We start from the raw sequence: 16803 nt of genomic DNA, 5'->3' as shown, positions 1-16803 counted from the left end.
GCCCGTAGGCGGCCTTCATTTAAAGCAGTTACCGGCGACTGATCAAAACAGCGCGTAGGTGTAGTTGAAGATCAGGCGGGTCTGGTCCTGGTCGGCAGTGCCGGTGTTGTGGCCGTGGTAGCTACCGGTACGGAAGGTGGTACCGAAGCCTTTCAGCGGGCCTGCTTGCACGACGTAATCCAGACGGAAATCGGTTTCGCGTTCCGACTGATCGCTGCCACCGGCAACCTTGGCCTTGATGTCGCTGCCGTTGAGGTAGGCAATGGAAGCTTTCAGGCCCGGCACCAGGGTTCTGAAGTCATACAGGTACTGGCCGAAATTGACTTGCTCGCCCGCGCGGGAGAACTGGCCAACCACAGCGTCCGTAAACAGGTAGAAGTCAGAGCCGGCCGCGCCTTGTGCATTAGGGTCGGCGATGCTGCCCTGGTTGACCCAGACGAAGCCGCCGTCATCGCTCACGCCAATGTGGCCGAGCATCAACTGACTGCCACCCAGCTGGTAGGTGAATGCAGCACTGTAGGTTTTGTTGTCGACTTCACCGGCGTGCTTGGCATAGCCGCCGTTGTTGTTGAACGCATAGCCGGCCGAACCGTTTTTACCGTCGCTGGTGCTGTCGAAATAGCGCAGGTCGGTCTTGAACGATTGGTCATTGCCCAACGGCAGCACGTGCACCAGGCCGAAATAATTCTGTTTGTAGAAGTCTTCCAGGTTGGCGTAGTAGTACTGCAACGTCAGGTTTTTAGCGATGACGTTGTCAGAAGAACCAAACGGCTGGTAGTCAACGCCGCCAAAACGGAAGCTGTCGCTGTCGCGAGTGGCACCGGCAACGCTCAAGCCTGTGGAGTTACTCGATGCACGACCTTCAGCCTTGTTCAGCTCGCCGCCCGTGAAGGTGACATTAGGGATGTCCTTGGAGGTCAGGATACCGCCGTCGAACGTTTGCGGTGCTGCGCGGCTATCGTTGGAGACCAGGATCGGCAGGATCGGGGCCAAGCCACCGCCCACGTGCAATTCAGTCTGGGAAATACGGAACTTAACGTTGCCGGCGGCACGACCGAAGCTGTCAGCAGGCTCGGTGCCGTTGTTCTTCACCGGGAAGAAGCTGTTGCCGTTACCCGACAGGCCGTTGCCCGCTGCGTGGCCATCGCCACCGTCCAGGCGCAAGGCGCCGAACGCCATCACGTCAAAACCTACGCCGACGGTGCCTTGGGTGTAGCCGGATTTGTAGTCGAAACGCAGTACTTGAGCCGCTTCACGCAGGTCGTTCGCGGTGCCGGAGTGAACGTCGGCGTTGTAGTACATGGTGCGCGAACTGATCGACGAATGACTGTCTTCGAGGAAGCCGCTATGGCCGTCACCCGTGCCGAGTGAGCCAAGACCAAAACCATCTGCGCTGGCTTGTTGTGCAAGGACAGCCGCCGTGATGGCCAACGCTAATGTAGAGAGTTTCATTTACTGCGCCCCTGTGAACATTATTTTTTTACTGTCCTTCGAGCGAATACCGTTGCGGCCCTGCAAACGCTGCGGATTGTGGCATGGGGTCTATGGCGCAGATTGTGAAATCTTTGTCATGTTGGAATGAAAAAACCGTCATGAAAAGGCCGTAAAAGCCGGCCTTTTCCGAGGGTTGAATGCCGTTGAGTTGTATGACGACCGCTAACGTGCGGTGTGCTGATCAGGCTGGAGTCGGTGGCGAAAATGCGAGAATTGGTAGGCAACCGCCAGCCACATAAACCAGGCAGGCATCACGCAAAGTGCCAGGCGAGTGTCTGGGCGAAGTGCCAGTAAGCAAAGTACGAACGCCAGGAAGCCAAGTGAAATCCACGCCAACGGCACGCCACCGGGCATTTTGTAGAGGGATTTTTCATGTAGCTCCGGGCACTTTTTCCGATAGGCAATGTAGGACGCCAGGATAGTCGACCAGGTAAAGATCACCAGAATCGCCGAGACGGTGGAGACGATGGTAAACGCCGTCATCACTTCCGGGACTATAAACAGCAGCAACAAGCCAAGCAGCATCAGGAAGGTGGTAAACGCCAGGCTGATAAATGGCACGCTGCTTTTTGATAGCCGTCGGAATATCCCCGGTGCGTCCCCCAGATCCGCCAGACCAAACAACATGCGACTGGCCGAAAATACCCCACTGTTGGCCGACGAAGCCGCTGACGTCAGCACCACGAAGTTCACAATCCCCGCAGCGGCGGGAAACCCGGCCACCAGAAACAGCTCAACAAACGGGCTCTTGCTCGGCGACACCTGCTCCCAGGACGTCACCGCAATGATGCACGCCAGGGCCAGTACGTAGAACAGGATGATGCGCAGCGGAATCGAGTTGATCGCCTTGGGCAGCGTCTTCTCCGGCGAGCGGGTTTCCGCCGCCGCCGTGCCAATCAACTCAGTGCCGGCAAACGAAAAGATCGCCATCTGGAATCCGGCAAAAAACCCGAACAAGCCATTGGGAAACGCCGCCTGTTTATCCAGCAAATGGTTCAGGGAAGCCGTGACACCGGTGGGTGACACAAACGAGCTGGCGATCAATACCACGCTCACGCTGATCAAGGTCACCACGGCGATGATCTTGATGATCGCAAACCAGAATTCCACCTCACCGAATAACCTCACCGTCAGCACATTCAAGGCAAACAGGGTCAGCAACATCGCTATCGCCGGGATCCAGGCCGGCACGTCCGGGAACCAATACTGGAAAAAGCCCCCGACCACCACCGCATCCCCCACCACCGCTACGCTCCAGCTCAGCCAGTACGACCAGCCCAGAAAAAACGCCGCACGCGGCCCCAGGTACGCACCGGCAAAGTCGGCGAAGCTTTTGAAGTTGAGGTTGGATAACAGCAGCTCGCCCATGGCGCGCATCACGAAATACACAAACAGCCCGATGATCATGTAGATCAGGATGATCGAGGTGCCGGACAGCGCAATGATCTTGCCCGAGCCCATGAACAGGCCGGTGCCAATCGCACCGCCCATGGCCATCAACTGGATATGCCGGTTGTTGAGGGTGCGTTGCAAAGCGGGCTTTTCAATCAGCCCGGGCGCGGTTGTTTTCATCACAAAACCTCTTGTTATGTTTTTGAGTTTTGGCAGAAAAAAGTCAGGCGGTTTTTATTGTTGGAATGGGGTCGGGATCAGGCGCGTTTGTTCTCGAAACCATGCAGCACGTTGACGGCATTGATGCCGATTTCATCGACCATGTAGCCGCCTTCCATCACAAACAGGGTGGGCACGCCGACGCTGGCGATGATCTCGCCGATGCCCAGGAAGTCGCGGCTTTCGAGGAGGAAATGGCTGATGGGATCGTCCTTGAACGTGTCGACGCCGAGTGAGATCACCAACACTTCAGGTGAGAACTTTCGCAGTTGAATGCAGGCGTCGAGCAGCGCATCTCTATAGGTGCTCCAACCGGTGTTTTTTGCCAGCGGATAGTTGAGGTTGAACCCCTCGCCCGCCCCTGCGCCGCGCTCGGTACTGAAGCCCGAATAGTAGGGATACGACACCGACGGTTCGCCGTGCAGCGAGACGAACATCACGTCGCTACGGTCGTAGAAAATGTTCTGCGTGCCGTTGCCGTGGTGGAAATCCACGTCCAGCACCGCAACACGCTTGGCGCCTTGAGTGATCGCCTGCTGCGCTGCGATGGCCGCGTTATTCAGGTAGCAATAACCGCCCATGTATTCCCGCGCCGCATGGTGGCCCGGTGGACGGCACAGGGCGAAGGCACTGTTGTGGCCTTCATCGATCAACGCCAGACCGGTGAGCGCGATATCGGCGCTGGTCTTCACCGCTTCCCAGGTGGTACTGGTGATGGGTGAACCGGCATCCATCGCGAAGAAGCCGAGCTTGCCGTCGATGAATTCCGGCACCTGCTCATTAGCCAGGTCACGCACCGGCCACACCAGCGGCAAGGCGTCGTGGGCACGGCCGATGGCGGTCCATTCAGCCCAGGCGGTTTCCAGGAAAGACACGTAGCGTTCACTGTGGGCGTTGACGTAACAGGCCCGGTCAAACTTGCGCGGGACGATGATATCGCCCAGGCCCACGTGCTTGACCCGGTCACGCACCGTGTCGGCGCGGCTGGGTTGTTCGAAGGACGGCTTGAGCACGCCATCCTTGAGTTCGGTGCCATGGTGCAAACGATGAGAATCACTAAAAACAGTCAACATGAAAGACATCCACCCGTGAAAGACAGGTGATTATTTTGTTCTGGCTACGGTGGGCTTTCTTTGCTTTTATATGCGCCGATGCTAGCGTAATCGGGTATTTTTACCCCAATGAGCCGCCATGAAGAAAAATAAAACCAAACAGGTCGCACTTGACGACACCGATCTCGCCATCCTCGCTTTGCTGCAGGAAGACGCGAGTATCTCCAACGCCGAACTCAGCGAGCGCCTGTCACTGAGCCTCACGCCGTGCTGGAGACGGCGTAAGCGGCTGGAGGAAGAAGGCGTGATCAAGGACTACCAGGCCAACCTCGATCGCAAGATGTTGGGCCTGGAAATCATGGCGTTTGTGCACGTGCGGTTTGCGGTGCATTCCGACCATACGCCGGAAGATTTCGAGGCGGTGATCAAGGACCTGCCGCAGGTGCAGGCGTGCCACAAGATTACCGGGGATGCGGATTATCTGTTGCAGGTGTTGGCGGAGGATCTGGATGCGTACAGCGATTTTGTGGAGAGCGTGTTGCGGCGGCAGTTGGGGATTGCGTCGATTCAGTCGAGTTTGGCGTTAAGGGAGGTGAAGGCGACGAGTCGGGTGGCGATTCCGGGGCGGGTGGGGAAGTGATCCAGTGGGAAATCAGTTTTTGTTTTCTATCCCACGACTCGGCTAGCTAGACGGTGGCGAGGGGGCTTGTCCCCCGTTGGGCTGCGTAGCAGTCCTGTTTTTGGGGGCGCTTCGCACCCCAGCGGGAGCAAGCTCCCTCGCCACGGGTTGGTGGTTTTCTGATAGATCAGTGGCGTTTGGCGGATTGCCGGGGGGCAAGCCCCCTCGCCACAGGTAGTGTGTTGTCCGAATATATCGGACGACTAGCGCAGGGACTGCTGCAGGAACTCACTGATCAAGCTGAGTATCTGCTGCTGAATCTGCGGCTTGGGACGAGCCCCCTTGGCATCCAGGCAGATAAAGCCTTCGCCGGGGTCGCTCTGTTCAATCCGCTCCACCGCGCCCGGCTTGCAGAGGGGCAGGAAGCTGAAGTGCGTGGCATCGCTGATTTCCACGTAGCGCGACGTGGCTTGCGGCAAACGCGTGGCCAAGTCGGCCGACTCCAGCGCTGCAGGCAATTCCGGGGACGGCGTGCCCGCCGCAATCACCAGCGTGGGCCGGTTCAGCGCCGCCAGGCTTTCATCGCTGAAGCCACGGGCGAAGCCCAGGTCCAGGGAAACGATGGCGGCCACGCGCTTGTCGCTCAAGTCCTCGGCCAGGTGCTGTTTGGCCTGCTCCGTGCGACCCACCTCGATCAGGTCGTACGCTTTGCAAGGGGCAATCTCGGAATGCACCTTGCAGTCCTCGGTAAAGCGCTGTGGGTCGAAGCGTGCGCCGCCAACTTCCACCGCGGTCCAGCCGCCGAGTGAATGCCCCACCACAGCGATCTTGTGCTCGGCCACCACGCCAAAGCGTTTTGGCTGTGCGATCACGGCATCAATCACCCGATGGATATCAAGGGGACGTTTCCATAGTTCGGAGGCCGCGGGTTGGGTGCGGTCCTTGCTGGTGGTACCGGGGTGGTTGGGTGAAGCGACGATGTAACCCTGCCCGGCCAACGCACTGGCGAGCCAGGACTGGTTGATCCAGTTGCCAAAGATGCCGTGGGAGATCACCACCAACGGATGCTCGCCGGCGGCCGGCGCGGCGTCCTTCAAGGCCGGCGCGCCGACAAACACCGGATTGTCAGCAATCAGTTCTGGTGTGCCGGAAGCATGGGTCGGGTACCACACCGCCACCTGCAACGGCCTGCCATGTTCCGGGTCGGGAATCACTATTTCCTGGAAGCCTATCTGCACGTCACGGGCCTGAGCCAGCCCGGACGCAACCATCAACAACAGAGCAACACACAGCGTTTTCATCCTTGAGTTCCCTAAGTGGCTAAGCGCCATATTCTGGCATGGCCGTGATGGGAAAGCAGGCGTGAGATCAAGGCGCCTATAAACCATCAGGCTATGGCAACTATCCGAATGGTATGACTACCATGTAATCACACTCCTTTCAGATAGCCCCCAATGATCAAAGCCAGCCTGCGCACTCACCTGACCCTCTGGTTTGCCGGGTTGTCGCTGCTCACCCTGGTGAGCGTAGGGTTCTACGTTGGGCACATCGCCACTGAGCAACTGAAACTCGCCAGTGGTAATGCATTGTTAAGCACCGCCCGCTCTACCGCCGCGCTATTGGCGGTGCAACTGCGTGAACGCCAGCTTGAGGTGTCACTGCTCAGCCGGGCGCCGCTGTTCAGTCGGGGCAACCTGGACGATCCGGATATCCTGACCTCCATGGAGCAACGCACCCAGTCCCGCGCCGAGTACGCGTGGATGGGTGTAGCCGACACCGACGGGCGTGTGCGCCAGGCGGTGAACGGGCTACTGGTCAACCAATCCGTAACCGCACGCCCCTGGTTCCAGGCCGGTTTGCAGGGTAACTACACCGGCGATCCCCACGAGGCGGTACTGCTTGCCAAGCTGCTGCCGGGGTCCAACGGTGAGCCTTGGCGCTTCATCGATTTTGCCGCACCGATTCGCAACGCCGGGGGCCAGGTGATCGGCGTATTGGGGGCTCATGCCCATTGGACGTGGGTAACGCAAATTGTCGAAGCGGCCAAAGGCAGTGCGCCGGATATCGAGGCGCTGATCATCGACAACGACGGCAAGGTGCTCTACCCGGAACAACTGGCCGGCCAGCAACTGCCCCAGGACCGCCTGACCAATGCCACCGGCTGGTCGGTCGACAATGGCTACGTGACCAGCGCCGTGGCGGTGCCCAGCCCGTCGAATTCCAACCTGACCTGGTACATCGCGATGCGCCAGCCGCTGGAAATCGCCCTGCACCCTGCGCGCGTGCTGCTCTACAAGCTGCTGCTGTTGGGCGTGATCGCCGCCGTGGCGTTCGGCTTCGTGGCGTATTACCTGGCGTCGTACCTCAGCCGGCCCATCGAGGAGTTGGCGCGCTCGGCCAAACAGGTCCAGGACCAACAACCCGGCGCCTACTTCCCCCAGGACCATTTCGTGTGGGAGATCGCCCAGCTCGGACGTTCCATCAAGGGCATGACCCAATCGCTGCTTGGCAAGGAGCGCGAGCTGCAGGACACCAATGCGTCCCTGGAAGCCACCGTCGCCCAGCGCACTGCCGCCCTCACCCAGGCCAATGCCGAGCTGTTGAACCTGGCCAGCCATGACGCCCTGACCGGTGTCTACAACCGTCGGCGTTTCGATGAAAAACTGGCGGAGTACAGCCTCCTGTTCCAGCGCAGCGGGCGCGCGTTTGCGTTGCTGCTGATTGACGTTGATCATTTCAAGCGAGTCAACGATACCCACGGGCATGCCGTCGGGGACGATGTACTGCGCCAGCTCGCGCAGTTGATTCAGGACGCCACCCGCGCCACCGACTTCGTCGCCCGTTACGGCGGTGAAGAGTTTGCGGTGCTGCTGCCGGAAATCGAAGCGCCGGACAGCCCGGACGTGGTGGCCGAGAAGATTCGCGCGGCAATTGCCGGAGCGTATTTCGAGACCGTTGGACAGGTCACGGTGAGTATTGGCGTGGGGCTCGTTGAAGCTTCGGACAGCGACACCACAGTGTTGATCAAGCGTGCGGATCAGCAGCTGTATCGGGCCAAGTCGTCGGGGCGTAATCGCGTGGCGTGACGGTGTAGTGCGTCATGAGCCCTTCCAGAAAGCCACACGCTCTTGATTAAATATCGACAGCCGCGCGCCCATGACCGTAACCTGCCCCACGAACGATGAACACAACGTATCCAGGGAGGCAAGCATGGGCATTTGGGATCGTCTGTTTGGCGGGCGCTTTACCATGCCGCCGCCCGAGGAAACCAACGCCAGCCATGCCGCCATCATGCGAGAGATGCGCCCTCCCGAATTCCCGCAGCAGAAGCAGGCGCTCAAGACGCTGACCCAAACGCTGCTGGCCCGTACGCCGGAAGAGGAAAGCGCCAGGCTGGTCAGGCGGGTGCTGCGCCAGTACTCCGTCCGGCAAGACGCAGCCACTGCACTGTCGTTGGGTTTGCTTGAAGACACCCGCGGACAGAAACTCGACTACCTGACGCTGCTGGCGGTCGATTGGCGTGGGTATGACAGTTTTGAATACCTCGCGCCCTACCTGGCAAGCGCCAGCGGCGTGCAAGAACCTTACGTCTACGTGCATGACGGCAGGTCATCAATGGCCGAGGTGCTGGGTCGTTTCGACCAATGGCTGGCTCGGTTCGGCAAGCGTTACGTTCACCTGGACTCGGGAGATGACGATTTCCAGGGTTTTATCATCGATGCTGAACAGGTCGAGGCAACCATCGAGCTGGCGCGTGTTGCCGGTATCAAGGCCAGTCTTGAGAATTTCTGTTTTCAGGTAAATAACCATGTCCATCACCGATAACCTGCTGGCCTTTACCTTCGCCGCCACACTGCTGACGCTGACCCCAGGGCTGGACACGGCCCTGGTGTTGCGCACCGCCACGGTCGAGGGCAAGCAACAAGCGCTGCGCGCCACCCTGGGCATCAACGCCGGCTGTTTGTTATGGGGTGCCGCGGTGGCCTTTGGGCTGGGCGCGTTGATTGCCGTGTCCGAGGTGGCCTTCAACGTCTTGAAGTATTGCGGCGCCGCTTACCTGGCCTGGCTGGGCTTGAACATGTTGTTGCGCCCGCGCAGCTCGCTGGCACCCGTCGAGGCCGATGGGAAACCCGGCGCCAACTGGTTTTTGAAGGGCATGATGGGCAACGTGCTCAACCCCAAGATCGGGATTTTCTACGTGTCTTTCCTGCCGCAGTTCATTCCCCAGGGGCATTCCCTGGTGGCCTGGACGTTCGGCCTGGTGAGCATCCACGTGGTGATCAGCCTGATCTGGGCACTGATACTGATTGGCGCCACGCAGCCTTTGGCCGGTGTGCTGCGACGCGAAAAGGTGATCAAGTGGATGGATCGCACCACCGGCATGATCTTTGTGCTGTTCGCGGCCCGGCTGGCGTTCAGCAAGCGTTGAAGTCAGCGCTGGTCCCGGTGCCGTACCAGGCCTTCGAGGGTGAACCGCGCCTGCATCAGCACCACCTCCCGCACCAACTCCATTTCCTTCTGGTTCACTTCGGTCCAGTTCAAGGCGGAGAGCAGCTTGGGTTTCTGCACCCGAAACGCCAGACCCTGGGTGAACAGCGCCATGGAGTGGATCACCGTACGCTCGTCGTCAACGGCAAGGCCGGCCAGGCGCGCGATCAGCAGGCGGATCACGTTGGCGATGCGCGCCTTGAAGCGCTCCTCGAAAGCCATGGTCGCGCTTTCCGGGCACAGTCCGGCCTGATGACGATCAAGAAACGCCCGCCATGCAGTGGTCTGGGGACTGTCCTGGATCGTTGAGACCACTGCGCCCAGGATGCCCAATGAGGCTTCGATCAACCCTTGGTCATTAGCGCCGTCTTCCGCCAATGCGCTTTCCGCCGCTTCAACAGTGGGCGCCATTTTCCGCCATAACAGCGTGATCAAATGTTCGACGCATTCCAGGTACACGCCTTCCTTGCCATCGAAGTAGTACTGGATTGCCGGCGCATTGACCCCGGCAGCATTCGCGATGTCCCGGGTGGATGCGCCGTCGTAGCCGCGCTCGCCAAACACCACCACGGCAGCCTCGACAATACGTGCACGGGTTTCTTCACCCCGCTGATAACCCCCTTCGGCGGCCGGTTTGTGTCGTGCCATGGGTCACTCCATTTTTTTAACGTAACCAAAATATACCAGTTGACAAATTTTCGCGGAAAAACGAATTTATTCCAACTGATATAAAATCGGAGTGACTTGATGTCTGCTGCACTTCCCTCTTCTCAGGTCATTCCTGATACCACTGTCAACGGCCAACGCGGCAAAGCCCGACGGATTCTGCTGACACTCGCCGGCGTGGCGCTGTTGGCCGGGCTGGCGTGGGGCGCCTGGTGGTGGCTCACCGGGCGCTTTATCGAGACCACCGACGACGCCTACCTGCAAGCCGACAGCATCAGCGTCGCCCCCAAAATCAACGGCTACGTCGCCGAAGTGCTGGTGGCCGACAACCAGAACGTGAAGCGCGGCGATGTGCTGGTGCGCCTGGACGCCCGCAAATACCAGGCGGTGAGCGACGAAGCCTCGGCGACGATTGCCGCCCGCGAGGCCGACTTTGCCAAGGCCCAGGCCGACCTGGTGCAGCAGGACTCGACCATCGCCGAGGCGCGCGCCCAACTCCAAGGCGCCCAAGCCGACGCCCAGCACGCGCAAACCGAAGTCGCGCGTTATGCACCCTTGGCGCGTTCCGGTGCCGAGCCGGAAGAGCGCCTGGCGCAGCTCAATAACCAACTCGCCCAAGCCCGTAGCACCGTGGCCGCCAAGCAGGCGGCGTTGCGCTCCAGCCAAACCCGCTATGGCACCCTCGAAGCCCAGCTCAAGCAAGCCCAGGCGCAACTGGGCGTGGCCAAGGCCAGTGAAGCGCAAAGCCAGCTGGATGTGGACGACGCGGTGATCCGCAGCCCCCTCGACGGTCGCGTGGCTGACCGTGGTGTGCGTGTCGGCCAATACGTGCAGCCGGGCACGCGCCTGCTCACGGTAGTGCCGGTCAGCGCGATCTACCTCACCGCGAACTACAAGGAAACCCAGATCGGCGAGATGCGCGCCGGGCAGACCGTCACCGTGCATGTGGACGCACTGCCCGGCCATGCCATCCAGGGCCATATCGACAGCCTCTCCCCCGGCACCGGCGCACAATTCGCGTTGCTGCCGCCGTCGAACGCCACCGGCAACTTCACCAAGATCGTGCAGCGGGTGCCGGTGCGGATTTCCCTGGACATACCGGATGACGACGTTCGCCAGGCACTGGTGCCAGGCTTGTCCGCCACCGTGGAAGTAGACACTCGCACCCGCAAGGCAGATGCCGACCATGGCTGAAGCCATCTTGACCGAGGTGCCCGCGGACAAACCGCGCAACGCCTCGCTGACGGACTGGATCGCGGTCGCCGCTGGCTCGCTGGGCGCGTTGCTGGCGACCCTGGACATCTCGATCACCAACTCGGCGCTCCCGCAAATCCAGGGCCAGATCGGCGCAACCGGCACGGAAGGCACGTGGATCGCCACGGGTTACCTGATGTCGGAAATCGTCATGATCCCCCTCGCCGCCTGGCTGACCCGGGTATTCGGCCTGCGCCGATTCCTGATCGGCACCGCGTTGATGTTCACGTTTTTCTCGATGTTCTGCGGGCTGTCGTCGAGCCTCGGCGCGATGATTGCCGGGCGTATCGGCCAGGGCTTTGCCGGCGGTGCAATGATCCCGACCGCACAAACCATCGTGCGCACGCGCCTGCCCGCTCACCAACTGGCAATCGGCACCACGATGTTTGGGATGACGGTGATCCTCGGCCCACTGTTGGGCCCGGTGATTGGCGGATGGCTCACGGAAAACATCAACTGGCGCTGGTGCTTCTTCATCAACCTGCCTGTCAGCATCACCTTGATCACCCTGCTGATCACCGGCCTGCCCAGCGAGCGCATGAACCTTCAGCAATTCATCAAGGCCGACTGGCTGGGCATCATTGGCCTGGCCATGGGCTTGAGCTCACTCACCGTGGTGCTGGAAGAAGGCCAGCGTGAACACTGGTTCGACTCGCAGTTGATCATCGGGTTGAGCATCACGATGGTGATCGGTTTCTTCCTGATCGCCGTCGGGCAAGTCCGCTCGAGCACGCCGATCCTGCGCCTGCAACTGGTGCTCAACCGCAGCTTTGGCAGCGTGCTGCTGATTGCCACGGCGGTCGGCGCCGGGTTGTATGGCACGGCGTATCTGGTGCCGCAATTCCTCGGGATTTTGTCCGGCTACAACGCACAACAGTCAGGTTCAATCATGCTGCTGTCGGGGATTCCGGCGTTTTTGCTGATGCCGATTCTGCCGAGAATGCTTGGCCGCCTGGACCTCAGGATGATGGTCGGCGTGGGTCTGTTGATGTACTGGGCCAGCTGTTTTCTCGACACCCAGCTCACCGCCCAGAGCGTCGGCCATGATTTTTACTGGTCGCAAATCCTGCGGGGCTTCGGGCAGATCCTGGTGATGATGCCCCTCAGCCAACTGTCCATGCGCTCGGTGGAAACCCGCGATGCGGGCGACGCCGCCGGGCTCTACAACATGTCACGCAACCTCGGCGGCACCTTGGGGCTGGCGCTGCTCGGCGTATTGATGGACCGACGCAGCCACTTTCATGACGACATGCTGCGCGAAGGCATCCAGGCCAACACCCAGTTGACCCAGGACCAGATGGCGAGCAACACCGCCAGCTACCTGGCGCAAACCGGAGACCCATCCACCGCCTCGCTGCAAGCCCTCAGCCACCTGGCCAACGACATCGCCCAACAGGCGGCGGTGATGGCCTATAACGACGCGTTCTACGTGCTGGGACTCGCCATGCTGGCGTGCCTTCCCCTGATCTTCATCCTGAAAAAGCGCGCGGCGCAGGCAGGCCAACGAACATGATTTATCGCTCACTTCCCCTGCTCTTCACCGTCGGCCTGCTGGCGGCCTGTACCGTGGGGCCGGACTACCACGGCGCGCCGGATGCCGCGCCAAAAACCCTGGCGGCCGGGCGCTTGCCTCACGCAGGCAGCGAGTCGAGTACGCCGGGTGTCGCCCAATGGTGGCAAGCCCTCGGCGATCCGCAACTCAATCAACTGGTGGCCCAGGCCCTGCAAAACAGCCCGGACATGGCGACCGCCCAGGCGCGGCTCAAGCAATCGCGGGCCAGCCTGAGCGGCGCCAATGCCAACGCCCTGCCCAAGGTCACCGGCGATGCGGCGATGCTTAAGCTGCGCTCCCCCGACACCTCGGCGCTGGGTGGCAGCAGTGGCGGCGGTCGCGGGCCATTGAGCCTTTACCTCGCCGGCTTTGATGCCAGCTGGGAAGCCGACCTGTTTGGCGGCACCCGGCGTGCCATCGAGGCGGCCCAGGCGGAAAACGATGCTTCGCAGGCGCAACTGGCCGATGCCCAGGTGCAGTTGGCGGCCGAGGTGGTGCAGACCTATGCCGACCTGCGCGACCAACAGGCACGCCTCGCCCTGGTGGACGCCAGCGTCGACATCGAGCAGCAGGCGCTGGACCTGACCCAGCAACGGCGCAGCCGTGGCGTGGCCTCGCAGTTGCAACTGGAACAGGTACTGACCCAGGCAGAAAACACCCGGGCCCAGCGACTGCCGCTGCAAGCATCGATTGTCGAGGCCGTGGATCAACTGAACCTGCTCTGCGGCCTGGAACCGGGCGAGCTGGACGCACAGCTCAGCACGCCCCACGCCCTGCCCGCCATACCGAGCCAGGTGCCGTTTGCCGACCCGGCGGCCATCCTGAAAGCACGGCCTGACATCCGCGTCGCCGAGCGCCAGCTGGCCTCCAGCAACGCGCAAATCGGCGAGAAAACCGCCGATTGGTTTCCCAAGCTCAGCCTGATGGGTGACTTGTCGTTCTCGGCGGCCGATCCCGGGCACCTGGCGCGCAAGGACAGCGGCACCTGGCTGCTGTTGCCGCGTTTGACCTGGAACGCACTGGATTTCGGCCGGGTGGCGGCCAGTGTCAAAGGCGCCGAAGCCGGGCGCGATGAGGCCCTCGCTCATTACAAAAGCGTGGTGTTGAGTGCGTTGCGTGATGCGGATGTGGCGTTGGCCCGGTATGGCAACCAGCGGCAGAACGTGGTGCTGCTGCGTAATGTGGAGTCTTCGGCGGTACGGGCAGCGGACCTGACGCGCCAGCGTTATAAAGCAGGCACGGCGAGCACGCTGGACTGGCTGGATGCGGAACGTACGCGGTACCAGGCGCAGGAAAGCCGGATTTCCGGGGATGCGGCGTTGCTCAAGGACTTTGCGTCGTTGCACAAGGCGCTGGGGTTGGGATGGACTCTGTAACGCGTCAGGACAACGCTAAACCCTGTGGGAGCTGGCTTGCCTGCGATGGCATCAACTGGGTGTACCAGATACACCGAGTTGCCTGCATCGCAGGCAAGCCAGCTCCCACAAGGGTCCTTCACTAGCAGGTCAGCGCGCCGTATTGGCCCGCGCCGCGTGCAGCTTCTTGTAGCTGTCGATCAACCGCAGGTGCCGATCCAGCCCTTCCAGCTTCATGCTCGTCGGCGTCAAGCCATAGAACCGCACACTGCCATTCACCGACCCTATCGCCGCATCCATCCGCTCGTTGCCAAACATCCGGCGGAAGTTCACTTCGTAGTCCGCCAGCTCCAGGTCTTCGTCCAGTTCCATCTCCAGCACCGCATTCACGGCCTGGTAGAACAAGCCACGCTCGACCGTGTTGTCGTTGTACTGCTGGAACATTTCCACCAGTTCTTTCGCTTCCTCGAACTGCTGCAAGGCCAGGTAAATCAGCAGCTTCAATTCCAGAATGGTCAGCTGCCCCCACGCCGTGTTGTCATCAAATTCGATGCCGATCAAGGTGGTGATGTCGGTGTAGTCGTCCAGCTCGCTTTCCACCAGACGCTCAACCAGCCCCTTCAATTCAGCCTCATCGAGACGATGCAGGTTCAAGATGTCTTCGCGGAAAAACAGCGCCTTGTTGGTGTTGTCCCAGATCAGATCGTCGATCGGATAGATCTCTGAATAATCCGGCACCAGGATGCGGCAGGCGGTCGCACCGATGTGCTCGTACACCGCCATGTACACTTCCTTGCCCATGCCTTCGAGGATGCCGAACAAGGTTGCAGCCTCTTCGGCATTGGAGTTTTCACCCTGGCCGGAGAAGTCCCATTCGACGAACGCGTAGTCGGACTTGGAGCTGAAGAAGCGCCACGACACCACGCCACTGGAGTCGATGAAGTGCTCGACAAAGTTGTTCGGCTCAGTCACCGCATGGCCTTCGAACGTCGGCTGCGGCAAGTCATTCAGGCCTTCGAAACTGCGACCTTGCAGCAGCTCGGTGAGGCTGCGTTCCAGCGCCACTTCCAGGCGTGGGTGCGCGCCGAACGACGCAAATACACCGCCGGTGCGCGGGTTCATCAAGGTCACGCACATCACCGGGAATTCGCCGCCCAGGGACGCATCCTTCACCAGTACCGGAAAGCCTTGGGCTTCCAGGCCCTGAATACCGGCCAGGATGCCCGGGAATTTCGCCAGCACTTCCTGCGGCACATCCGGCAGCGCGAATTCGCCTTCGATGATTTCGCGTTTTACCGCACGCTCGAAGATTTCCGACAGGCACTGCACCTGCGCTTCAGCCAGGGTGTTACCGGCACTCATGCCGTTGCTGAGGTACAGGTTCTCGATCAGGTTGGACGGGAAATACACCACCTCGCCGTCGGACTGGCGCACGAACGGCAGCGAAACAATGCCGCGCTCCTCGTTGCCGGAGTTGGTGTCGTACAGGTGCGAGCCACGCAGCTCGCCATCGCGGTTGTAGATGTGCAGGCAATGGGCGTCGAGAATCTCCGGCGGCAGTTCGTCCTTGCGGCCGGGCTTGAACCAGCGCTCATCCGGGTAATGCACGAAGGGCGCATTGGCGATGTCTTCGCCCCAGAACTGGTCGTTGTAGAAGAAGTTGCAGTTCAGCCGCTCGATAAACTCGCCCAACGCCGACGCCAGCGCGCCTTCCTTGGTCGCGCCCTTGCCGTTGGTAAAGCACATCGGCGAGTGCGCATCGCGGATATGCAGCGACCACACGTTGGGCACGATATTGCGCCACGAAGCGATTTCAATCTTCATGCCCAGGCCCGCCAGAATGGCCGACATGTTGGCGATGGTTGTTTCCAGCGGCAGGTCCTTGCCCGCGATGTAGGTGCCCGCATCCGACGCCGCGCTCGGCATCAGCAATGCCTGGGCATCGGCATCCAGGTTTTCCACTTCTTCGATCACAAACGCCGGCCCGGCCTGCACCACTTTTTTCACGGTGCAGCGGTCGATGGAACGCAGGATGCCCTGGCGGTCTTTGTCGGAGATATCCGCCGGCAACTCGACCTGGATCTTGAAGATCTGGTTGTAGCGGTTTTCCGGGTCGACAATGTTGTTCTGGGACAGGCGAATGTTGTCCGTGGGGATGTTGCGGGTTTCGCAGTACAACTTCACAAAGTAAGCCGCACACAACGCCGACGAAGCCAGGAAGTAATCGAACGGACCCGGGGCCGAGCCATCGCCCTTGTAGCGAATAGGCTGGTCGGCCACCACGGTGAAGTCGTCGAACTTGGCTTCAAGTCGAAGGTTGTCGAGAAAATTGACCTTGATTTCCATGCGGGATTACCAGAATAGCGAGCAAAATATGGCCGCCATTATCCGGGTTTCGAGGCGTAAGTCTTGTGCTTTCGGGCTTGTCGGATCGCGGGTGGTTGATGTTATCCGCGGTGAGCAGATTGAGAACCGGCTTTTGCGATGAGATCACCACCGGGTCCTTGACGATGATCTGGTCGATCAGCGCAGTACGGACGCTGGTCTGCACCAGCGGCTGGCCCAAGGGTTCAAGATCAAAGGGCGCCGCCGGTGTGACACCCACCTCAGAGGTTGCACAGCCTGATAGCAACAGCGTTACGGCGAGATGGGTAAAAACGAGGACGTTACGAAATGGCGTAAGCTCTCCATGAGCAGGTCAGGTTGAGGGTT

At 60.6% G+C, this 16803-nt stretch carries 14 protein-coding genes; 7 read left to right on the top strand and 7 right to left on the bottom strand.

The features are described from left to right. Positions 1 to 42: 42 nt before the first annotated feature. The 3 genes from LIY45_RS24485 to LIY45_RS24475 all read right to left on the bottom strand — a co-directional run bounded on the left by LIY45_RS24485 (position 43) and on the right by LIY45_RS24475 (position 4178). Positions 43 to 1452 carry an OprD family outer membrane porin gene (locus LIY45_RS24485; RefSeq protein ID WP_226477884.1) on the bottom strand — a complete coding sequence of 470 codons (1410 nt, stop codon included), beginning with the start codon at positions 1450 to 1452 and terminating at the stop codon, positions 43 to 45. Positions 1453 to 1656: 204 nt separating this feature from the next. Beyond that, the gene (locus LIY45_RS24480) at positions 1657 to 3066 is read right to left on the bottom strand and encodes an amino acid permease (RefSeq protein ID WP_226477883.1); all 1410 of its coding nucleotides are present in this window, start codon (positions 3064 to 3066) and stop codon (positions 1657 to 1659) included. 77 nt (positions 3067 to 3143) lie between these two features. Beyond that, positions 3144 to 4178, bottom strand: a complete 1035-nt coding sequence (locus LIY45_RS24475; RefSeq protein ID WP_226477882.1) for a histone deacetylase family protein — start codon at positions 4176 to 4178, stop codon at positions 3144 to 3146. A 118-nt stretch (positions 4179 to 4296) separates the two neighbouring features. Between LIY45_RS24475 and LIY45_RS24470 the strand changes: the two genes are divergently transcribed. Further along, a complete protein-coding gene (locus LIY45_RS24470; RefSeq protein WP_226477881.1) occupies positions 4297 to 4797 on the top strand; it encodes an Lrp/AsnC family transcriptional regulator in 501 nt (166 codons plus the stop codon). A gap of 242 nt (positions 4798 to 5039) precedes the next feature. Here the strand turns inward: LIY45_RS24470 and LIY45_RS24465 are convergent, their stop codons facing one another. Then, a complete protein-coding gene (locus tag LIY45_RS24465; protein ID WP_226477880.1) occupies positions 5040 to 6077 on the bottom strand; it encodes an alpha/beta fold hydrolase in 1038 nt (345 codons plus the stop codon). A 153-nt stretch (positions 6078 to 6230) separates the two neighbouring features. On the opposite strand from LIY45_RS24465, the gene LIY45_RS24460 reads away from it, so the two are divergent. The 3 genes from LIY45_RS24460 (at position 6231) to LIY45_RS24450 (ending at position 9205) form a co-directional block, all read left to right on the top strand. After that, positions 6231 to 7862 (top strand): diguanylate cyclase, encoded by a 1632-nt coding sequence (locus LIY45_RS24460; RefSeq protein ID WP_226477879.1) that lies wholly within the window; start codon positions 6231 to 6233, stop codon positions 7860 to 7862. Positions 7863 to 7986: 124 nt separating this feature from the next. Beyond that, positions 7987 to 8601, top strand: a complete 615-nt coding sequence (locus tag LIY45_RS24455; RefSeq protein WP_226477878.1) for a hypothetical protein — start codon at positions 7987 to 7989, stop codon at positions 8599 to 8601. After that, the gene (locus LIY45_RS24450) at positions 8585 to 9205 is read left to right on the top strand and encodes a LysE family translocator (RefSeq protein WP_226477877.1); all 621 of its coding nucleotides are present in this window, start codon (positions 8585 to 8587) and stop codon (positions 9203 to 9205) included. The genes LIY45_RS24455 and LIY45_RS24450 overlap by 17 nt, the downstream gene beginning before the upstream one ends. Before the next feature lie 2 nt (positions 9206 to 9207). Here LIY45_RS24450 and LIY45_RS24445 read toward each other — a convergent pair whose 3' ends face one another. Continuing rightward, complete coding sequence (locus tag LIY45_RS24445; RefSeq protein WP_226477876.1) at positions 9208 to 9912, bottom strand: CerR family C-terminal domain-containing protein; 705 nt, start codon at positions 9910 to 9912, stop codon at positions 9208 to 9210. 99 nt (positions 9913 to 10011) lie between these two features. Here LIY45_RS24445 and LIY45_RS24440 point away from each other — a divergent pair, with 99 nt between their 5' ends. Genes LIY45_RS24440 through LIY45_RS24430 form a run of 3 tightly spaced genes read left to right on the top strand, consistent with a single transcriptional unit; the run spans position 10012 to position 14112 of the window. Further along, entirely contained in the window at positions 10012 to 11124 is a 1113-nt protein-coding gene (locus LIY45_RS24440; RefSeq protein WP_226477875.1) for an HlyD family secretion protein, read from the top strand. Then, positions 11117 to 12697, top strand: coding sequence for a DHA2 family efflux MFS transporter permease subunit (locus LIY45_RS24435; RefSeq protein ID WP_201141962.1), 1581 nt, complete (start codon positions 11117 to 11119; stop codon positions 12695 to 12697). The genes LIY45_RS24440 and LIY45_RS24435 overlap by 8 nt, the downstream gene beginning before the upstream one ends. Next, the gene (locus tag LIY45_RS24430) at positions 12694 to 14112 is read left to right on the top strand and encodes an efflux transporter outer membrane subunit (RefSeq protein WP_226477874.1); all 1419 of its coding nucleotides are present in this window, start codon (positions 12694 to 12696) and stop codon (positions 14110 to 14112) included. The genes LIY45_RS24435 and LIY45_RS24430 overlap by 4 nt, the downstream gene beginning before the upstream one ends. Before the next feature lie 129 nt (positions 14113 to 14241). Here the strand turns inward: LIY45_RS24430 and LIY45_RS24425 are convergent, their stop codons facing one another. Both LIY45_RS24425 and LIY45_RS24420 read right to left on the bottom strand, forming a co-directional pair. Then, on the bottom strand, positions 14242 to 16437 hold the full coding sequence (locus LIY45_RS24425; RefSeq protein WP_226477873.1) for an OsmC domain/YcaO domain-containing protein: 2196 nt from the start codon (positions 16435 to 16437) through the stop codon (positions 14242 to 14244). Next, on the bottom strand, positions 16397 to 16657 hold the full coding sequence (locus tag LIY45_RS24420) for a hypothetical protein (protein WP_226477872.1): 261 nt from the start codon (positions 16655 to 16657) through the stop codon (positions 16397 to 16399). The genes LIY45_RS24425 and LIY45_RS24420 overlap by 41 nt, the downstream gene beginning before the upstream one ends. Positions 16658 to 16803 lie beyond the last annotated feature (146 nt).

This window comes from Pseudomonas sp. MWU16-30323, from assembly GCF_020515595.1.
Classification (GTDB): domain Bacteria; phylum Pseudomonadota; class Gammaproteobacteria; order Pseudomonadales; family Pseudomonadaceae; genus Aquipseudomonas; species Aquipseudomonas yamanorum.
The sequence above is the reverse complement of the archived record's forward strand: the minus strand, read 5'-3'. Positions and strand labels throughout refer to the sequence as shown.